The sequence below is a fragment of the Ensifer sp. BR816 genome (genome assembly GCF_000378985.1).
Taxonomy (GTDB): Bacteria; Pseudomonadota; Alphaproteobacteria; order Rhizobiales; family Rhizobiaceae; genus Sinorhizobium.
Genome location: NZ_KB905370.1, coordinates 5,041,098 through 5,059,378, shown reverse-complemented (window position 1 = coordinate 5,059,378; position 18,281 = coordinate 5,041,098). Strand labels below are relative to the sequence as shown.

General features: G+C 61.4%; 17 protein-coding genes and 1 tRNA gene. 6 read left to right on the top strand and 12 right to left on the bottom strand.

The window, feature by feature from the left end:
- The first annotated feature begins 31 nt into the window (after window positions 1-31).
- Complete coding sequence (locus RHIBR816_RS0124270; protein ID WP_018239201.1) at window positions 32-1,030, top strand: glycerophosphodiester phosphodiesterase family protein; 999 nt, start codon at window positions 32-34, stop codon at window positions 1,028-1,030.
- 29 nt (window positions 1,031-1,059) lie between these two features.
- Here the strand turns inward: RHIBR816_RS0124270 and era are convergent, their stop codons facing one another.
- The 8 genes from era to rpoZ all read right to left on the bottom strand — a co-directional run bounded on the left by era (window position 1,060) and on the right by rpoZ (window position 7,811).
- The gene (era, locus tag RHIBR816_RS0124265; protein ID WP_018239200.1) at window positions 1,060-1,989 is read right to left on the bottom strand and encodes a GTPase Era; all 930 of its coding nucleotides are present in this window, start codon (window positions 1,987-1,989) and stop codon (window positions 1,060-1,062) included.
- 8 nt (window positions 1,990-1,997) lie between these two features.
- Complete coding sequence (rnc, locus tag RHIBR816_RS0124260) at window positions 1,998-2,714, bottom strand: ribonuclease III (RefSeq protein ID WP_018239199.1); 717 nt, start codon at window positions 2,712-2,714, stop codon at window positions 1,998-2,000.
- Window positions 2,714-3,457: a signal peptidase I gene (gene lepB, locus RHIBR816_RS0124255; RefSeq protein ID WP_018239198.1), complete on the bottom strand. Its 744-nt coding sequence runs from the start codon at window positions 3,455-3,457 to the stop codon at window positions 2,714-2,716. Before lepB ends, rnc begins: the two co-directional genes overlap by 1 nt.
- Window positions 3,458-3,559: 102 nt before the next feature.
- Window positions 3,560-3,979, bottom strand: coding sequence for a holo-ACP synthase (gene acpS / locus RHIBR816_RS0124250; protein WP_018239197.1), 420 nt, complete (start codon window positions 3,977-3,979; stop codon window positions 3,560-3,562).
- On the bottom strand, window positions 3,976-4,527 hold the full coding sequence (locus tag RHIBR816_RS0124245) for a DUF2062 domain-containing protein (RefSeq protein ID WP_245262656.1): 552 nt from the start codon (window positions 4,525-4,527) through the stop codon (window positions 3,976-3,978). The genes acpS and RHIBR816_RS0124245 overlap by 4 nt, the downstream gene beginning before the upstream one ends.
- A 231-nt stretch (window positions 4,528-4,758) precedes the next feature.
- Window positions 4,759-4,911 (bottom strand): DUF3563 family protein, encoded by a 153-nt coding sequence (locus RHIBR816_RS36410; protein ID WP_018239195.1) that lies wholly within the window; start codon window positions 4,909-4,911, stop codon window positions 4,759-4,761.
- Window positions 4,912-5,076: 165 nt separating this feature from the next.
- Window positions 5,077-7,302, bottom strand: coding sequence for a bifunctional (p)ppGpp synthetase/guanosine-3',5'-bis(diphosphate) 3'-pyrophosphohydrolase (locus RHIBR816_RS0124235; RefSeq protein WP_018239194.1), 2,226 nt, complete (start codon window positions 7,300-7,302; stop codon window positions 5,077-5,079).
- Between the two features lie 104 nt (window positions 7,303-7,406).
- Window positions 7,407-7,811, bottom strand: a complete 405-nt coding sequence (gene rpoZ / locus RHIBR816_RS0124230; RefSeq protein ID WP_018239193.1) for a DNA-directed RNA polymerase subunit omega — start codon at window positions 7,809-7,811, stop codon at window positions 7,407-7,409.
- A 466-nt stretch (window positions 7,812-8,277) separates the two neighbouring features.
- Between rpoZ and RHIBR816_RS0124225 the strand changes: the two genes are divergently transcribed.
- Window positions 8,278-8,856 (top strand): NYN domain-containing protein, encoded by a 579-nt coding sequence (locus tag RHIBR816_RS0124225; protein WP_018239192.1) that lies wholly within the window; start codon window positions 8,278-8,280, stop codon window positions 8,854-8,856.
- A gap of 121 nt (window positions 8,857-8,977) precedes the next feature.
- Here the strand turns inward: RHIBR816_RS0124225 and smpB are convergent, their stop codons facing one another.
- A complete protein-coding gene (gene smpB, locus RHIBR816_RS0124220; RefSeq protein WP_018239191.1) occupies window positions 8,978-9,457 on the bottom strand; it encodes an SsrA-binding protein SmpB in 480 nt (159 codons plus the stop codon).
- Window positions 9,457-10,341, bottom strand: a complete 885-nt coding sequence (dapA, locus tag RHIBR816_RS0124215; protein WP_018239190.1) for a 4-hydroxy-tetrahydrodipicolinate synthase — start codon at window positions 10,339-10,341, stop codon at window positions 9,457-9,459. Before dapA ends, smpB begins: the two co-directional genes overlap by 1 nt.
- 403 nt (window positions 10,342-10,744) lie before the next feature.
- On the opposite strand from dapA, the gene RHIBR816_RS0124210 reads away from it, so the two are divergent.
- From RHIBR816_RS0124210 to RHIBR816_RS37230, 4 genes are all read left to right on the top strand, one after another.
- Complete coding sequence (locus RHIBR816_RS0124210) at window positions 10,745-12,808, top strand: lytic transglycosylase domain-containing protein (RefSeq protein ID WP_018239189.1); 2,064 nt, start codon at window positions 10,745-10,747, stop codon at window positions 12,806-12,808.
- Window positions 12,809-12,864: 56 nt separating this feature from the next.
- Window positions 12,865-13,764, top strand: a complete 900-nt coding sequence (locus tag RHIBR816_RS0124205; protein ID WP_026187376.1) for an alpha/beta fold hydrolase — start codon at window positions 12,865-12,867, stop codon at window positions 13,762-13,764.
- A gap of 128 nt (window positions 13,765-13,892) precedes the next feature.
- Window positions 13,893-14,918: a porin gene (locus RHIBR816_RS0124200; RefSeq protein WP_018239187.1), complete on the top strand. Its 1,026-nt coding sequence runs from the start codon at window positions 13,893-13,895 to the stop codon at window positions 14,916-14,918.
- Between the two features lie 164 nt (window positions 14,919-15,082).
- Complete coding sequence (locus RHIBR816_RS37230) at window positions 15,083-16,018, top strand: site-specific integrase (RefSeq protein WP_018239186.1); 936 nt, start codon at window positions 15,083-15,085, stop codon at window positions 16,016-16,018.
- Window positions 16,019-16,317: 299 nt separating this feature from the next.
- Here the strand turns inward: RHIBR816_RS37230 and RHIBR816_RS0124190 are convergent, their stop codons facing one another.
- Both RHIBR816_RS0124190 and RHIBR816_RS0124185 read right to left on the bottom strand, forming a co-directional pair.
- Complete coding sequence (locus tag RHIBR816_RS0124190) at window positions 16,318-17,379, bottom strand: porin (protein WP_018239185.1); 1,062 nt, start codon at window positions 17,377-17,379, stop codon at window positions 16,318-16,320.
- A gap of 656 nt (window positions 17,380-18,035) precedes the next feature.
- Window positions 18,036-18,125: transfer RNA gene (locus RHIBR816_RS0124185), tRNA-Ser, on the bottom strand.
- Window positions 18,126-18,281 lie beyond the last annotated feature (156 nt).

Here is an 18,281-nt window from a genome sequence, read left to right as displayed (position 1 = left end):
AGCAAAGCGCGGTGCGAGAGGAGGACTTACGATGAAGAAGCTCGCCGTCATCGCTGCCGTTACGATCATCATCGCCGCCGTCGTCTGGCTCCTCAACACCTCCTATCTGGTGGCACCGCCTGCCGGCACGGCCAGGGTGCTGGCGCATCGCGGCATACATCAGGTCTTCAGTCTGGATGGGGTGGGTAATGACACCTGCACGGCTGAGCGAATCGAACCACCGCGCCACGCCTATCTCGAGAACACGATCGCTTCCATGCGGGCTGCGCTCGACAGCGGCGCCGACGTGATCGAACTGGATGTCCACCTGACGCCGGACCGCCAATTCGCAGTCTTTCATGATTGGACGCTCGACTGCCGCACCGATGGGACGGGTGTCACCGAGGAGACGCCGATGTCCGAGCTCAAAACGCTCGACATCGGCTACGGCTACACGGCGGATGGCGGGAAGACCTTCCCCTTCCGCGGCCAGGGAGAAGGCCAGATGCCGACACTCAGGGAGGTCTTCACGGCCCTGCCCCATGGCCGTTTCCTGATCAATTTCAAGAGCGAGCGGCGCGAGGAAGGTGCAACCCTTGCCGTGATGCTGCGGTTGCACCCGGAGTGGCGCAAATCGATCTTCGGTGTCTATGGAGGCAGAGCGCCGACGCAGGAGACCTTGCGGCTGGTCGGCGGGCTGAGGGGCTATGATCGGCAATCCGCCACGGCCTGCCTCGGCCGCTACGCCGCCTATGGCTGGACCGGAATCGTGCCGGATGCCTGCCGGGATACTCTGATCGTGGTACCCGCCAACTACGCGCCTTTTCTATGGGGCTGGCCCAATAGGTTCGCCGCCCGGATGCAGGCCGCGGGAAGCGAGATCATCCTGCTTGGTCCCTATCGCGGCGGCGACTTCACCTCAGGCATCGACAGCGCTGACCAGCTTCCACTCGTTCCAGAGAATTTTTCCGGCTACGTCTGGACCAATCGGGCAGAGACGATCGGGCCGCTCCTGAACAAGAGGCTCGCCGCCTCGAACGACCAGAAGTAGGGGTGTCGAGCACCGGCCAAGCCTAGGCGCTACCTCGGAAAATCGAGTCCCATTTCGCGGAAACGCTCCGGATCGTCGCCCCAGTTCTCACGCACCTTGACGAACAGGAAGAGGTGGACCGGCTGCTCCAGGATCTCGGATATTTCCTTCCGGGCGGCCGTCGATATCGCCTTGATCGCCTCCCCTCCCTTGCCGAGCGCGATCTTCTTCTGGCTGTCGCGCTCCACATAGATCACTTGCTCGATGCGTACGGAGCCGTCCTTGCGCTCTTCCCATTTTTCCGTCTCGACGTGCGACGCATAGGGAAGCTCCTGATGCAGGCGCAGGAACAGCTTCTCGCGGGTGATCTCGGCGGCGAGTTGGCGCATCGGCAGATCGGAGATCTGGTCCTCCGGGTAATACCACGGCCCTTCCGGGAGTGCCGCAGCAAGATAGTCCATCAGATCGCCGCAACCGGAGCCGGTGAGCGCCGAAATCATGAAGGTTCGTTCGAACGGAACGATTTCGTTGGCGGCGGCCGCGAGCTTCAGCAGGTCCTCCGGGCGCACCCGGTCGATCTTGTTGAGCACGAGGATCTTCGGCTGCGGAACGTCCTTGAGGCCTTCGAGGATCGTTTCGGCATCGCCCTTCAAGCCGCGCTCGCTGTCGATCAGCAGCATGATGCGATCGGCGTCCTTTGCTCCGCCCCAGGCCGTCGTCACCATCGCCCGGTCGAGCCGGCGGCGCGGCTTGAAGATGCCGGGCGTGTCCATGAACACGATCTGGGCGTTGTCATGGATGGCGATGCCACGGACGATCGCCCGCGTCGTCTGCACCTTGTGGCTGACGATCGATACTTTCGCGCCGACCAGCCGGTTCACCAAAGTCGATTTGCCTGCATTCGTCGCGCCGATCAGCGCCACGAAGCCCGAGCGGGTCGCCGTGCTGTCGGCGCCCGTAACCTGTTCCTTGTCCGTCATGGCTTCCGTCAATTTCCGGCAGACCGTCTCTGCCAAACACCTTCGCGTTCCAACAGGCGCATGGCAGCAACCTGCTCGGCTCCGCGCTTCGAGCGATCCGTCCCCGTTTCCGGCGCGATCCCATCGACCTCAACGGTCACTGTGAAGCGCGGGTCGTGGTCGGGACCGGAGCGATCATCCGTCCTGTACCTCGGCGCGACGCCGAACTTGGCGTGCGCCCATTCCTGCAATTCCGTCTTGGCGTCACGGCGTGCGCCATCGGCGCTGGCGGCGCGATCTGTCCAGTAGCGCAATATGAAGCGACGCGCCGCTTCCAGGCCACCATCGAGATAGATCGCGGCGATCAGCGACTCTACCACATCGGCCCGCACATTCATCATGTGCTTGCCGGTGATCTTCTTCACGTCCGAACCGGTACGAATGTATTCGTGCAACGACAGCTCATCCGCAACGTTGGCGCAGCTCTCGGCGCTGACGAGTTGGTTCAAACGAACCGACAGCTCTCCCTCATTGGCGTCGAGAAAGGTCTGGAACAGAAGTTCGGCGACGCACAGCCCAAGCACCCGATCGCCCAGGAATTCCAGCCGCTGATAGTTGCTCGCCCGGGCATTGCGGGCGCTGGAATGCGTCAGCGCGCGATCGAGGCGCTCCTTCTCGGAGAACTGGTAACCGATCGCGGTCTCGAGCTTCGCCCGATCCTCCGCGCTCAGCGAGCGCCCCTTCATTATTCAACAACCTTGAACAGTCGGTCGTAGCGGAGATTCGTCGGCCACTCCCAGATCTTCAGGAAGGATGTGCCGTTGCCGAGCGAGAAAAAGATCATGCTGGCGCGCCCGACCAGGTTCTCCGCCGGCACGAAACCGACGTCGAAGCGGCTATCGGAGGAATTGTCCCGATTGTCGCCCATCATGAAATAATGGCCTTCCGGCACCAGGAATTCGCGGGTGTTGTCGCCGCTGGAGTCCGGGAACTGGTCGAGCGTGTCGTAGGTGGTGCCGGTGTCCATCGTCTCGCGATAGACCGGTACGTCGCCGCCGGTATCATATTTGTCGTCTGCACGGAAAGCCCCGTCAGGGACGCGGTCAACCGGCTTGTCGTTGACGTGGAGCACGCCGTCGCGGACCTGAATGCGATCGCCCGGCAGGCCTACGACGCGCTTGATGTAGTCGATGTCCGGATTGGGCGGAAAGCGGAAGACGACGATATCGCCGCGTTTCGGCTCGCTGGCAAAGATCCGTCCGCTGAAAAGATCCGGCGAAAAGGGCAGCGAGTATTTCGAATAGCCGTAGGCGAACTTGTTGACGAAGATATAGTCGCCGACGAGCAGCGTCGGCATCATCGAGCCGGACGGAATCGTGAAGGGCTGGAAGAAAACGGTGCGGATGACCAGAGCCAAGAGCAGCGCCTGAATAATGACCTTTACATTCTCCCAGAGGGCGCTCTGGTGCGTTTCTGTCTTTTCTTCCACGCTCAGTTCTTCCTTGTCATCCTGCCGCGCAATCGAACTTATATGCTCACCGGCCTACGTCGCTTCAAGCGACCGCCGGAGCCGGCACTATCCGGCAGTGCTCTAAACCGTTCCCTCGGCGGGGGCAACCGGGAGCGCCTCGATTATCACGAAAGCTTGCGCGAGCGGGAAATCGTCGGTGATCGTCAGATGAATGGCGGCGCGATGCCCGACGGGCAGCATCTCCTGCAGACGCGCCGCCGCGCCGCCGGTCAACTGCATCGTCGGCTTTCCGCCCGGCATGTTGACGACGCCCATGTCCTTCCAGAAGACCCCCTGGGCGAGCCCCGTACCCAGAGCCTTGGAACAGGCCTCCTTGGCGGCGAAGCGCTTGGCATAGGAAGCCGCACGGTTCTTGCGCGCATCCGACTTGGCAATCTCGATGTCGGTGAAACAGCGATTGACGAAGCGCTCGCCAAATCGCGCGAGCGAGTTTTCGATGCGGCGAATGTCTATCAGGTCGCTGCCGATGCCGATGATCATGACGGGTATCCAGCTTTTTCCAGGCGCTCCCGCCGCCGCCCCTGGAAGATACGGGCGGTCTGGAAGGCAAGCGGGTAGAAGATCGCAGCGCCGGCAAGCGCAAGGGTCAGCGAGCCGACGAGCATCGGCTTGAGCACGGGTCCCCAAAGCTCGGCAAGTCGCAACTGCTCGATCAACCGGGCGATCTCCGCCGAGCCAACGCCCGGACCGGACTGGCCGGTGAGAGCGGTGCCGATCTCGTAGGCCGCCGCCAGGATCACGGGAATGGTGATCGGGTTGGCGAGGGCCGTGGTGATAACCGCCGCCACGACATTCCCCGAGAGGAGCCACGCGAGAATGACCGCAAGGACGATGTGCAGGCCGAAGAGCGGCGTGCAGGCCGAAGCGGCGCCCGCGGCCACACCGACGGCGATCGAATGGGGAGAGGAGTTCAGGCGGAGAATGCGCAGCGCAATATAGCGCGGACCGCGCGAGAAGCCCTTTCGCGGCCAGACGAATGCACGAAGCCTTTCGGAGATCGTGACCGGTTCTCGGCGCCTAAATAGCATTCTGTCGTCGTCGCATCCCGAAATCGCCCGTCGGCGCAAGACGGCCCGCCGCCTTTTGATGGGCGCAAGATAGGCGCCACACTCGCGAGGCGCAAGGCTGAGCCGCGAACCGGCGGAACAGGCATCCGAGCCATTCGGAAAATGCATGGCTCGCGACGACCTCCTCGCATTGTCCAGCCAGGCCTTTAAGTCCGCTCGGTGCTCGGATCCTTCGGACCTGCTGCCTGTGGATCAGAAGTCCTTGCGGAACAGGCCGCGATCGATCTGGCGTTGACGGTACTCGAGGTCGATGCGGTCGACCGAACCGTTCAGATAGGCGATCTCGCGCTCTGCGATGGTGGGGATGTGCAGCGCACGGGTAATTTTCTTCAACTGCTTGAACATGGCAAACCTCTTCGTTTACCTCCCGATCCGAAAGGTAATTTAGCGGTCGGTGTTCCACCAGCGTCATGATCAGCCGGCAGCCATGCACCCTGCGCATGACACGCCAGTTCAGCGCCTCTCCCCGCCCAAGAAATAGGCATATCGAGCAGAGCGACGCTCTCTTACTTATTCGAAGAGGCGCTTGACCAGCGAAATGCTCGGCAATTCCTTGAGCTGCGTCATCAGATGATTGAGCTGGCGCAGATCCCAGACCTCGAGGTCGAACTGCAATTCGCTGAAATCGGCCGCGACGCGCCCCATGGAAAGGGAGCGGATATTGACGTCGCTCGTGGCGATCGCCTGCGCAATCTCGGCCAGCGTGCCGGGCTCGTTCAGCGCGCTCACGGCGATTCGCGCCATGAAGCGGCTATTGTTGGCCTCGTCGAGGTCCCAACGAACGTCGATCCAGCGCTCCGGCTCCTCGTCGAATTTCTGCAGGATCGGCGACTGGATGGGATAGATGGTGATGCCCTTGTCCCGGTCCATGATGCCGACGATGCGATCGCCGGGGACCGCCCCGGCAGGGCTGAAATGCACCTCGGCATTGCCGGAAAGGCCGCGGATCGGCAGCGCTTCCGGCCCTTCCGCCTGCCCCGCCGCGGCGAGCTCCTTCGAACGCTCCGGCAGCTTGAAGACCATGCCGGCGGCGCTGCGCATGTTGAACCAGCCGTCGTCGGCGCTCGGCTTGACAGTGACGCGTTCGTCCTGGTGATCGGGGAAGACGGCGCGCAGCACGTCGAGCGAGGAGAGTTCGCCCCGGCCGACGGCAGCAATCGCATCCTCGACCTCCTTCTGGCCGAGCCGGTGCAGCACCGGCTTCAGCCCCTCGCGCGAGAAGGTCTTGCCGGCTCGTTCGAAGGTCCGCTCCAGAATGCGGTAGCCGAGACCCGCATATTGCTTGCGGATGGCAGCGCGGGTGGCACGCCGGATCGCCGCGCGCGCCTTGCCGGTGACGACGATCTCCTCCCAGGCGGGCGGCGGCACCTGGATGCCGGAACGGATGATCTCCACCTCGTCGCCATTGTTGAGGCGGGTGACGAGCGGCATGATGCGGCCATTGATCTTCGCACCCACGCAGGTGTCGCCGATATTGGTGTGCACCGCATAGGCGAAGTCGATCGGTGTCGCGCCGCGCGGCAGCGCGATCAACTGCCCTTTGGGCGTGAAGCAGAAGACCTGATCCTGGAAGAGCTCGAGCTTGGTGTGTTCCAGGAATTCCTCGGGATTGTCGCCTTCGGCGAGCGACTCGATCGTCCGGCGCAGCCAGGCGTAGGCGTTCGATGTCGGCGACCGCGTCGTCTCGCCCGTGACAGCGTCCCGATCCTTGTAGAGGGCGTGGGCCGCGATGCCGTATTCGGCGATCTCATGCATGCGTCTGGTGCGGATCTGCAGTTCGATGCGCTGACGCGACGGTCCGATGATCGTGGTGTGGATCGACTGATAGTCGTTCTGCTTCGGCGTCGAAACATAGTCCTTGAAGCGGCCCGGAACGACACGCCAGCGCGTATGCACGATGCCGAGCGCGCGGTAGCAGGAGGGAATGTCGTCGACCATAATGCGGAAGCCCCAGACGTCCGACAGTTGCTCGAAGGAAAGCGATTTCGACTGCATCTTGCGGAAGACGGAATAGGGCTTCTTCTGGCGACCCTTCACCTGCGCATTCTTCAAGCCTTCGGCCTGCAGCAGTTCGCTCAGTTCCTCCTCGATCTTCTTGATCAGGCCCTCGTTGCGCTGCGAGAGCTCTTCCAGTCTCCTGGTGACGGTCTCGTAGGCCTCAGGATTGATATGGCGGAAAGCGAGGTTCTCGAGTTCCTCGCGCATGTCCTGCATGCCCATGCGTCCGGCCAGCGGCGCATAGATGTCCATCGTCTCCTCGGAGATGCGGGCGCGCTTTTCCGCCGACATATGGTCGAGCGTGCGCATGTTGTGCAGCCGGTCCGCGAGCTTCACCAGCAGCACGCGGACATCGTCCGAGATCGCGAGCAGAAGCTTGCGAAGATTTTCCGCCTGCTTGGCCTTCTTGGTGACGAGGTCCAGCTTCTTGATCTTCGTCAGCCCTTCGACGAGCGCGCCGATGTCCTCGCCGAAGAGTTCGTCGATCTCCTGCCGCGTCGCCGTCGTGTCCTCGATCGTGTCATGCAGCAGCGCAACGGCGATCGTGGACTCGTCGAGGTGCATCTCCGTGAGGATCGCCGCCACCTCGAGCGGATGGGAAATGTAAGGATCGCCGCTTGCCCGCTTCTGCTGGCCGTGCTTCTGCATGGCATAGACGTAGGCCTTGTTCAGCAAGGCCTCGTTCACGTCGGGCTTGTATTTCTGCACGCGCTCAACGAGCTCGTATTGGCGCATCATCCGCAGGCGGCTCCATGACAGTCGGACAAACAAAAAGTGCGCCAATCATATGAGTGGCGCACTGCTTCGAAAACACGTTTGGAACGATTGTTCGCGAACGGATCTCAGTAGTCGTCGCTCTTTTCCGGAGGCACCAACCCTTCGATGCCGGCCAGCAGTTCCTCTTCGGACATGCGGTCGAATGTCAGCGCCTCCGGCTGGTCTTCATCTTCCGGCACCTCCGCGAAAGCGGCGGTTTCCGACTGGGCGATCGCGGCCGCGTCCGGCTCGGGCTCGTCCACTTCCACATGCTTCTGAAGGGAATGAATCAAATCTTCCTTAAGATCGCCGGGCGAGAGGGTCTCATCGGCGATTTCACGCAGGGCAACGACCGGATTCTTGTCGTTGTCGCGGTCGATCGTAATGGGGGCGCCCTGCGAAATCAGGCGGGCGCGGTGGCTGGCAAGCAGAACGAGCTCGAAACGGTTTTCGACCTTGTCGATGCAATCTTCGACGGTGACGCGGGCCATGGCCTTGTCCTTTGCGAGAGCGCGGCGGCTGCCGCGGCATGATTAACGACACGAAACCGGAACGCCGCAACAGGACGGCACTTGCAGCTCCGATTTCTGGAATTAGCCGCCCGGATACAATCAAAACAGCATAAGTTCAAGTTTTTCCTGCATCCCTCGCTCACATCATTCCCAGCCTCATGTTAGAATACGACGTATCCGCGACGGGATCGAAGGATACACATACGGATTGTATTTCAGGAGACAACAGCCAAAAACTCCACCAGCAATCGTAAATTGAAGTGTGGATGAACTGGAGCAACTGCTAAAACTTGCTATATGCACCGTACGCCGCTTGGATTAATGCGTGGCATAACTTACATTATTTGCAATATCAGCAATTATTAATGTAATGCACCTATTTTCTGCGCAGCCTTCCGCCGGGGCGGTTTGGTATAATGTGCAGGGCATGGAAAAGGAAATTACGATGTTCGATCCTCGCGAAAAAATCGCTCTTTTCATCGACGGTGCCAATCTTTACGCCGCGTCAAAGAGCTTAGGCTTCGACATCGATTACCGAAAGCTGCTGAAGGCGTTCCAGAAACGGGGTTACCTGCTGCGCGCCTATTATTACACCGCACTTATCGAGGATCAGGAATATTCCTCGATCCGCCCGCTGATCGACTGGCTGGACTATAACGGCTACAAGGTCGTCACCAAGCCGGCGAAGGAATTCACCGACTCGCTCGGACGGCGCAAGATCAAGGGCAACATGGACATCGAGCTGGCGATCGACGCCATGGAGCAATCCGAAACCGTCGATCATCTGGTTATCTTCTCAGGCGACGGCGATTTCACCACGCTTGTCGAGGCGCTGCAACGCAAGGGACGCAAAGTCTCCGTCGTCTCGACGATGTCGACGCAGCCGCCGATGATCGCCGACGACCTGCGCCGCCAGGCCGATCATTTCATCGATCTGGCCACGCTCAGGGGCGAGATCGGCCGCGAGCCGTCCGAACGCGTTCCACGCCCGGCCGAGCCCGTCTCCAATGATGCCGAGCTTTAATAGACACCAGCCGGATCCCGTATAGTCTGGCCCCGCCCCGTCGCCAGTGGCGGGGATGCTGCGATTGGCCCGTTGATGGCTTTCACACCGCGGTGGAAAAAAATGCGACGCTGTGGCCGGCTCAGCCGCGTTCCTTCAGCAGCCGGTTCTTCTGCCGGTTCCAATCGCGCTCCTTGGACGTCTCGCGCTTGTCGTGCAGCTTCTTGCCCTTACCGAGCGCCAGTTCCAGCTTCGCCCTTCCCCGCTCGTTGAAATAGATCTTCAGTGGAATGAGCGACATGCCTTCGCGATTGACCGCGCCCTGCAGCCGATTCACCTCGCGCCGCGACAAGAGCAATTTGCGGCGGCGCCGGGTTTCGTGGTTGAAGCGATTGGCCTGGAGATATTCAGGCAGATAGGAGTTGATCAGCCAGATCTCGCCGCCCTCGTCGGTCGCGTAGGATTCCGAAATATTGGCCTTGCCCTCGCGCAACGACTTGACCTCCGTGCCGGTCAGAACAAGACCGGCCTCGTAGGTGTCGACGATCTCGTAGTTGAAGCGGGCCTTGCGGTTCTCCGCCACCACTTTCCTGACCGCGCGTTCGCTGCCCTTGGGTGCCATCAGTTCATCAATCCCGCATTTCTCAACGCCGAATCGATCGCCGCTTCGGTCGCCGGCTCGAGCGTCGGCAGCAGCGGCGAGCGCACGGTACGGCTCATCCGCCCGAGGCGATGGAGCGCATATTTTGCGCCGCAGAGGCCGGGTTCGATGAAGATGGCCTTGTGAAGCGGCATCAGCTTGTCCTGATATTCCAGTGCCTTGGCAAAGTCGCCGGCAAGGGTTGCCTCCTGGAATTCGGCGCAGAGGCGCGGCGCGACATTCGCGGTCACGGAGATGCAGCCGACGCCGCCATGCGCATTGAAGCCGAGCGCCGTCGCGTCTTCGCCGGAGAGTTGGACGAAATTCTTGCCGCAGGCCATGCGCTGCTCGGAGACGCGCTCGATCCTGCCCGTCGCATCCTTGACGCCGACGATTGTCGGATAGGCCTTTGCCAGTGCGGCCATGGTTTCGACGCTCATGTCGACCACGGAGCGACCGGGAATGTTGTAGATGACGATCGGCAGCTTCACGCTTTCGGCAATCGCCGCATAGTGAGCGAAGAGGCCCTTCTGCGTCGGCTTGTTGTAGTACGGGGTCACGACCAGGATGGCATCCGCGCCGGCCTTTTCGGCGTGCTGCGCCAGTTCGACGGCCTCGGTCGTGTTGTTAGAGCCGGCGCCGGCGATAACCGGCACGCGCCGTGCGGCCGCCTCGACGCAGAGCTCCACCACCTGCTTGTGCTCTTCATGCGACAGGGTCGGCGATTCACCGGTGGTGCCGACCGGCACAAGGCCGTGGCTCCCCTCTTTTATCTGCCATTCCACATGCGCGACGAAACTTGCCGCGTCCACCGCGCCGGTGGACGTGAACGGGGTTACGAGTGCGGGAATGGAACCCTTGAACATGCACAACTCCTGACGGCTGAAGGGGCAAACATGCGCCCACGCTTTGGCCGCAATCGACGGTTAGAAACTGCCGCACCATAATCATGTGACATGGCCGCGGCAAGCGTCGGACAGGCGCATTTCCTGCCAGTTTCCCTGCAATTCGACCGCGCGAGGCGCGTCGCTCCGCAGAGGCAAGCCAGGGATGCACGAGGACCGGCCATTTGCCGGCGATTGCAGCGATGACGGATGTCCGCTAACTTTTCGCTAGTGAATCCGGCAGCTAGCGCGTCGGCCCGAAAATCGGAATCGATTTTCGGAGAGCGCGATGCGTAGGTCAAAAGTGTTACCGCGTCCTTTGCGCGTCTGAAAAGACGCGCGGCGCTATAAAGAAGTTGAGAGAAACGGGGAAGCACGGGGCTTGATGCGCGGACCACTCTTTCTGCCTGTCGCCGCCATTTTCGGTGTCGCGATGCTGGCGTCCTCCGCCCTTGCAACTGAGACCCGCATCCCCGTGCCGACGAACAGGCCTGGTTCGCCCGCGCCGCCTTCGATCGTGGCCAACGAAGTCACCAGCGCCATTCGGGCGGCAATCGCACCGGTCGCGACAGATTTGAAGACCGGTCTCGATGCGCTGTCCGATCGTAACCCAGCCGAAGCAATCGCCATCCGCAACCGCATGGGTGCGGGAACGCTCGACCGGCATATCCTCACCTGGGCACTCGCGGTTTCCGGGCAGAAGGACATTCCCTCTTACGAAATCGCCGAAGCGCAGCGCGAGCTACAGGGCTGGCCCGGGCTGAAGGCGCTGCGCGCCCATTCCGAGCGCGCGCTTTACCGCGAAAATCCGCCTCCGGCAGACGTCATCGCCGCCTTCGGCTCGAGCCGGCCGGAAACTGCAGAGGGAACCATGATTTTCGCCCGCGCCCTTGTGGCCGAGGGACGAGGTGACGCGGCGGCGCTTCACCTGCGCGCCCTATGGTGCAAGGAGGCGCTGGACAAAGAGACGGAAACAAAGATCCTTTCGGAATTTCCCTCCTTGCTTACGGCCGTCGACCATAGGCATCGCATGGAGATGCTTCTCTACCGCAGCCGCGTCGAGCAGGCGCAGCGTTTCAGCGAGCTCGGCAAGGCGCAATCGCTTTTCAGGGCCTGGGCCGCGGTCATCCGCGGCAGCAGTAAAGCCGAGGCGCTGATCGCGGCGATCGACCCGTCCTGGCGCAACGATCCCGCCTATCTCTTCGTGCGCATCGAGTCTCTGCGCAAGCAGGAGAAATTCCAGGAGGCGGCAGCGCTTCTCGGCCGGGCACCGAAGGATGGCAATGCCTTGGTCGATGCCGGCGAATGGTGGACGGAACAACGGATCATCAGCCGGGGTCTGCTCGACAAGGGCGACTTCCGTGGAGCGTACCGCGTTGCGGCCCATCATGCCGCAACCCAGTCGACCGACATCGTCGATGCGGAATTCCACGCCGGTTGGTACGCACTTCGCGGACTGGAAGATCCGGCGATCGCCGCGCGTCACTTTCGCAAGATCCTGGAGACGTCCATCCGGCCGATTTCGGCGTCGCGGGCCTGGTATTGGCTGGGACGTGCCGCCGAGGCCGGCGGCCCTGGGAGTTCGGCGGAGTATTTTGCCAATGCAGCCCGCTATCCCGGCACATTCTACGGCCAACTCGCGTCGGCGCGGCTCGGCCGCTCAACCCTCAGCGTTGCCTATCCCACGCCAACCCCGGAGGACCACGCGCGACTGGAAGGCCGCGAGGCCGTACGCGCGATCGAACGGCTGGAAGCCGCCGGCCACGGATGGCGCGCGGAGAGCCTGTACCGGGCGCTCGCCGAGGAACTGACCAGCCCCGGCGAGCTTGCGATTCTTGCTGTACGGGCCGAGAAGGCGCGCAACCACCAACTGTCCCTGCAAATCGGCAAGATCGCGTTCGGCCGTGGCATCGATGTCGCCGCCCTCGCCTTTCCGATCGGCGTCATCCCCTCGGACGCCAATATCAGCGGCGCCGGCAAGGCACTTGCCTACGCGATCGCACGCCAGGAAAGCGCCTTCAACCCGACGGCTGTGTCGGCCGCCAATGCCCGCGGTCTGTTGCAGCTGTTGCCGGCGACCGCAAGGGGCGTCGCCGGGCGCTACGGCCTTGCCTATTCCAAGGACCGCCTGACGTCGGATGCCGGCTACAACGCAACCCTCGGCTCGCACTATCTCGGCGAGCAGATCGACAGCTTCGGCGGTTCCTACATCCTGACCTTCATCGCCTATAATGCCGGACCCGGCCGCGTGCCGGAATGGCTGGCGCGCTACGGCGACCCACGCGGCAAGCCGATCGACGAGGTGGTCGACTGGATCGAACGCATTCCCTTTCAGGAAACGCGAAACTATGTCCAGCGGGTGATGGAGAATTACCAGGTCTACAAAACCCGGCTCGGGCAGCAGGCGGATATCGTCGCCGACCTAAGAATGGGTCGCAATCCTTCCTAACCTTCCGATCTATCGGTAAGAAGCAATCTGGCAATGTGGGGAAGCGAGGTGGGGCCATGCGAGAGCATCCGGCGGAGGGGGAACAGATGTTTCAGGAGCATTATTTCCGCTCCACGGACGGATTGAGACTTTATGGCAGATGCTATGGCAGTGAGGCCCTGCGGCACGAGAAGAGGTCACCGATCGTCTGCCTGCCGGGATTGACGCGCAATAGCCGCGACTTCCATGGCCTGGCCGCCTTCCTTGCCTCGCCTCGCGGCGGTGCGCATATTGTTGTCACCTTGGACTATCGCGGTCGGGGACAATCGGACCGCGACAATGACAAGAGCCGCTACGCGATCGCCGTCGAGGCAGAGGACGTCGTCGCGGCCTGCACCTATTTCGGCATCGACAAGGCGACGCTCGTCGGCACGTCGCGGGGCGGTCTCATCCTGCATCACCTCATCACGGCGGCCCCTGCCCTCATCGCCCGGGTCGTGCTCAACGACATCGGGCCGGTGATCGAGATCGAAGGACTGCTGAAGATCAGGGACTACCTCAATGCGTCGGAGGCACCGGGTAGCAGGTCGGAGGCACCAAGCTTCCTCCGGCGCGTCCACGGAGCAGACTTTCCCGCTCTTGGCCCCCAGGATTGGCGAGAGATGGCCGAAGCGATCTATCGTGACGATGGCGGCATTCCGGTCGCGGATTTCGACCCGGCGGTCGCAACGCCGCTTCGGGGTCTCACCGCGGAAAGCCAGCTCCCGCATCTCTGGCCGCAATTCGAAGCTTTCGCCGGCCTGCCGATGATGGTCGTCCGGGGCGAGCATTCGCGGCTGCTCAGCGAGACTACTGTCCGCGAGATGGCGCGGCGTCACCCCGGCCTGGTCACCGTCACCGCGATCGGCCAGGGCCATGCGCCGCTCCTGCATCTCGATGGGCCGCGGCAGGCGATCAGCGCCTTCCTCCAGGGTTAGCGAACCCAATGCCTGTTGCGGCGACGGCCCCAGTGCCGCCGCTTGACGCGCTTGCTCCCATGTATGTCTCCAGATAGCAACGGCCGCGGTCAGCGTAGGAAATTTCCAATTCTGACTGGAGGTCAGAAATGAACATCAAGAGCCTTCTTCTCGGCTCCGCTGCTGCGCTCGCAGCAGTATCCGGCGCCCAGGCTGCCGACGCGATCGTCGCCGCCGAGCCGGAGCCCATGGAATACGTCCGCGTCTGCGATGCTTTCGGCACGGGCTACTTCTACATCCCGGGCACGGAAACCTGCCTCAAGATCGGCGGCTTCATCCGCGTTCAGGGCTCGTTCGGTCGTGACGCTGCTGACAGCCGCTGGGAAAACCCGGCTCAGTCCACGTCGGACTGGGATGTCTTCTCCCGCGCCTATCTCTCGTTCGACGCCAAGAGCGACACGGAATACGGCACGCTCACCGGCTTCTTCGCTGCTGAATTCAACGCCGACAACGACTCTGACGAAGGCGACAGCCTGATCGACGTCGACGAAGCCTACATCCAGCTCGGCGGCCTGAAGGCCGGCTTCTTCTACAGCTGGTGGGATAAGGGTCTGAACGGCGAAACTGACTCGCTCGGCAACAACACCGAGTTCAACTCGATCGCCTATCTCTATGACGGCGGCACCTTCCAGGCCGGTATCTCGATCGACGAACTTGAAGCTGCTACCACCAAGGCTAACGGCGTTGGCGTTGCCGGTATCGTCTCCGCTACGCTTGGCGGCGTAAGCTTCGACCTGCTCGGCGGCTTCGACACGGAACTGGAAGAAGGCGCGATCCGCGCTCTGCTTTCTGCTGACCTCGGTCCGGGCGTCTTCCAGGCTGCTGCGATCTGGGCATCCGACCCGAACGCTTACTGGGCTGCTTCCGAGTGGACCGTTGCCGCTTCTTACCGCTTCAATGCGACCGAGAAGTTCGCGATCACCCCCGGTGTCCAGTACTTCGGTAGCCTGCAAGACGGCAACGACTTCGGTGACGACGACGCGTGGCGCGTTGGTGTAACGGCTGACTACAAGATCACCGAAGGTCTCGCGACCCGTCTGTCGGTTCAGTACCAGGACGAAGACAACGGCGACGACGAAGTTTTCGGCTTCCTCCGCCTGCAGCGCGACTTCTAATCTGATTGAGTGTCAAGCCCGCAACTCTAAGAGTTGCGGGCTGTTGCCGTTATGCAACATATACGTGCCGCCTAGCTCATTGAGATTGCTGAAATATAAGCGCTGGCTTGAACTCCAGCGGTTTCTTGGTCCATTCGCAATGGGGCGGGAAGGAAACAGCAAGCATGACTGCAAGGGCCGAAAAATCACTGGTTGACTTTGGTTTCCCGGACATAGGTTCGGGATACGAGGTCAACTATTGCTTCGGCCAGCAAGGCCCGACGGGCGTGGTCAAGGATACCTCGCTCGCCGAGTTGTTTCATCGTTACGCCGACATTCTGTGGGACGACGGCCATCACAAGTACAATGTGAAAGCCTTCATCGGCGAACTCGACGAAATTCTTCTCGGCGCCCGGTTTTCCGCCTTCTCGCAGGACCTGCTCGACAATCTGATCGGCGCATTACGCAAGCGCGGCAACAGCAACGCGACCATCAATCGAAAGATGGCGGCGCTAAGCAAGCTGCTGCGGAAAGCGTACAAGATGGGCGAAATCCATAGTCTGCCGGAGTTTAGGCGTCAAAAGGAGAGAGCTGGACGCCTGCGCTTCCTGGAGGCCGATGAAGAGGAAGCGTTGTTCCGGGAAATCGGCATCCGTTCCGAATGCTTTTTGCAGTTCTCGATATTTCTGGTCGATTCAGGCGCTCGCCTTGGCGAGGCTATAGGCCTCAAATGGAACGACATTCACGAGGGCCGGGCAACATTCTGGATCACGAAATCAGGACGCAGCCGCACTGTCCCGCTGACCGCGAGAGCAAGGGAAGTCCTGAACGCCCTCGCAGGCAGATCTGCGGGGCCTTTCAACGCCATTGATCCGCAAAAATTCCGGGCTGTCTGGAATGCGGCCAAGTTGGATGCGGGGCTGGGCGAAGAAGAAGACATCGTTCCCCACATTCTAAGACACACCTGCGCCTCTCGACTGGTGCGCGGCGGCATCGATCTCCGAAGGGTTCAGATGTGGCTCGGCCATCAGACGCTGACGATGACCATGCGCTATGCACATTTGGCGACGCACGATCTGGACATGTGCGTACCCGTGCTCGAACGCCATCTAGCCAGCTAAGCACTGCACGAGCTGATCAGACCGCCCTGCCTCGGACGGAATCGCGCTGGTCCTTGCCCTGACTCACCGACAACAATTGCCCCGATGAAAAGATGCGGCGTGTCCAAACTCACGTTGCTTGTAGGCGGACAAGGCTAGCTGCAACGCTTTGAATTGCTGCATGTTTTTGTCTTGGACCGACTCCGATCCAGGAAGCTGGTTGGGCGCGGCATCTCCAACGGCGCTCCATTGCCGTCCCCTAAAACAAAAAAGCCCGGCTCAAGAGCCGGGCTTTTCCTACTGACCGAGGTCAGGTCAGATTAGAAGTCACGCTGCAGACGCAGGAAACCGAAGACCTGGTCGTCGCCGTTGTCTTCATCTTCGTACTGAACCGACAGACGGGTCGCGAGACCTTCGGTGATCTGGTAGTCAGCCGTTACGCCAACGCGCCATGCATCGTCGTTACCGAAGCTGGTGAACGAGTCTTGCAGGCTACCAAAGTACTGAGCGCCGGGGGTGATTGCGAACTTCTCGGTTGCGTTGAAGCGGTAAGAAGCAGCAACCGTCCACTCGGACCGTGCCCAGTAAGCGTTCGGATCGGATGCCCAGATGCCAGCCATCTGGAAGACGCCCGGACCGAGGTCAGCCGAGAGCAGAGCGCGGATCGCGCCTTCTTCCAGTTCCGTGTCGAAGCCGCCGAGCAGGTCGAAGCTTACGCCACCGAGCGTAGCGGAAACGATACCGGCAACGCCAACGCCGTTAGACTTGGTGGAGGTACCTTCGAGTTCGTCGATCGAGATACCGGCCTGGAAGGTGCCGCCGTCATAGAGGTAGGCGACCGAGTTGAATTCGGTGAAGTTTCCGAGCGAGTCGGTTTCGCCGTTCAGGCCCTTATCCCACCAGCTGTAGAAGAAGCCGGCCTTCAGGCCGCCGAGCTGGATGTAGGCTTCGTCGACGTCGATGAAGTCGCTGTCGCCGGAGTCGGTGTCGTTGTCGGCGTTGAACTCAGCAGCGAAGAAGCCGGTGAGCGTGCCGTACTCGGTGTCGCTCTTGGCATCGAACGAGATGTAAGCGCGGGAGAAGACATCCCAGTCCGACGTGGACTGATCGAGGACGCCATTGCCATCGTTGTCGAAGTCTTCGTTGTTGTAACGGCTGTCGGCAGCGTCACGGCCGAACGAGCCCTGAACGCGGATGAAGCCGCCGATCTTGAGGCAGGTTTCCGTGCCCGGGATGTAGAAGTAGCCGGTGCCGAAAGCGTCGCAGACGCGAACGTATTCCATGGGCTCCGGCTCGGCGGCGACGATCGCGTCGGCAGCCTGGGCGCCGGATACTGCTGCGAGCGCAGCAGCGGAGCCGAGAAGAAGGCTCTTGATGTTCATTTCTGACCTCCAGTCAAAAGTTTCAAACGGGTCTGGGTTTCTTTGCTGAAGGACAGCGTTCCCTGCCCCATCCCCAACGTTCAAGAAGTCGGACGATCAACCGCCCTTGCTTCCGGAGTTGAAAATACAAAACCGAGAGGGGCGCGCAATGTCCAACTTGTCAGATCAACTCCTTTGCGCTGCCCTTCCCTGATCCCTGTTGCTGAAACGACACAAAATCGCCCCAGACGGCCCGAGGGTGTTAACAAACCATTAAGAAAATCCTTTGGCCACGGGGGGTTAGCGTCGGCGTGCGACACAGCTTTTGTTTCAGAAAGAGGCAGAAAAGGGCCCAAAACGGGGGCAAAACCGGGCAACGGGGCTGTCAGACGCCGGCTTTGTACCGGCGCCAGCCCGCCTGGAAATCGGCTCGGCGGTCGAAGCCGAAGCTTTTTTCCAGCGATTCCCAGAGAATCAGCGGTCGGGATTCGCGATTGCCCGGAGCAAGGATGCAGTACCCCGGGGGAATCTGATTTCAGCCGGGCAATGGCGTTTGGAGGCAGACATTTCGACGGCGTCACCCTGGAAACGTTTCGACCCGCGTAGGTAGAAATGCCGGAGCGATCCTTGCGGTCGACGTGGTCGGCAACCTCAGACGATCTCGGCGAAATCGAAAATGGCGGAGAAGAAGGGATTCGAACCCTCGATACCGTTTCCGGTATACTCCCTTAGCAGGGGAGCGCCTTCGACCACTCGGCCACCTCTCCGTTAGCGCCTGACTAGTGGCAGCGCGCCATCAATGCAAGATTTTTTTGTCGGATTTCAGGAAATCCCGCCATTTTCGTCATGGCTGCGCGGGCGGCGTCCAACGGCGTCGCGGCAAGGGTGAAGCAAGTCGGGTCGTGGAGTGTGGCCCGTGCCTC

Coding starts and splice junctions, on each gene's coding strand:
- RHIBR816_RS0124235 (WP_018239194.1), bottom strand. CDS start 7,302: ATGATGCGCCAATACGAGCTCGTTGAGCGCGTGCAGAAATACAAGCCC.
- RHIBR816_RS0124205 (WP_026187376.1), top strand. CDS start 12,865: ATGCGAGAGCATCCGGCGGAGGGGGAACAGATGTTTCAGGAGCATTAT.
- RHIBR816_RS0124245 (WP_245262656.1), bottom strand. CDS start 4,527: ATGCTATTTAGGCGCCGAGAACCGGTCACGATCTCCGAAAGGCTTCGT.
- RHIBR816_RS0124270 (WP_018239201.1), top strand. CDS start 32: ATGAAGAAGCTCGCCGTCATCGCTGCCGTTACGATCATCATCGCCGCC.
- rpoZ (WP_018239193.1), bottom strand. CDS start 7,811: ATGGCCCGCGTCACCGTCGAAGATTGCATCGACAAGGTCGAAAACCGT.
- RHIBR816_RS0124200 (WP_018239187.1), top strand. CDS start 13,893: ATGAACATCAAGAGCCTTCTTCTCGGCTCCGCTGCTGCGCTCGCAGCA.
- RHIBR816_RS0124225 (WP_018239192.1), top strand. CDS start 8,278: ATGTTCGATCCTCGCGAAAAAATCGCTCTTTTCATCGACGGTGCCAAT.
- acpS (WP_018239197.1), bottom strand. CDS start 3,979: ATGATCATCGGCATCGGCAGCGACCTGATAGACATTCGCCGCATCGAA.
- RHIBR816_RS37230 (WP_018239186.1), top strand. CDS start 15,083: ATGACTGCAAGGGCCGAAAAATCACTGGTTGACTTTGGTTTCCCGGAC.
- RHIBR816_RS0124190 (WP_018239185.1), bottom strand. CDS start 17,379: ATGAACATCAAGAGCCTTCTTCTCGGCTCCGCTGCTGCGCTCGCAGCA.
- dapA (WP_018239190.1), bottom strand. CDS start 10,341: ATGTTCAAGGGTTCCATTCCCGCACTCGTAACCCCGTTCACGTCCACC.
- RHIBR816_RS36410 (WP_018239195.1), bottom strand. CDS start 4,911: ATGTTCAAGCAGTTGAAGAAAATTACCCGTGCGCTGCACATCCCCACC.
- rnc (WP_018239199.1), bottom strand. CDS start 2,714: ATGAAGGGGCGCTCGCTGAGCGCGGAGGATCGGGCGAAGCTCGAGACC.
- era (WP_018239200.1), bottom strand. CDS start 1,989: ATGACGGACAAGGAACAGGTTACGGGCGCCGACAGCACGGCGACCCGC.
- RHIBR816_RS0124210 (WP_018239189.1), top strand. CDS start 10,745: ATGCGCGGACCACTCTTTCTGCCTGTCGCCGCCATTTTCGGTGTCGCG.
- smpB (WP_018239191.1), bottom strand. CDS start 9,457: ATGGCACCCAAGGGCAGCGAACGCGCGGTCAGGAAAGTGGTGGCGGAG.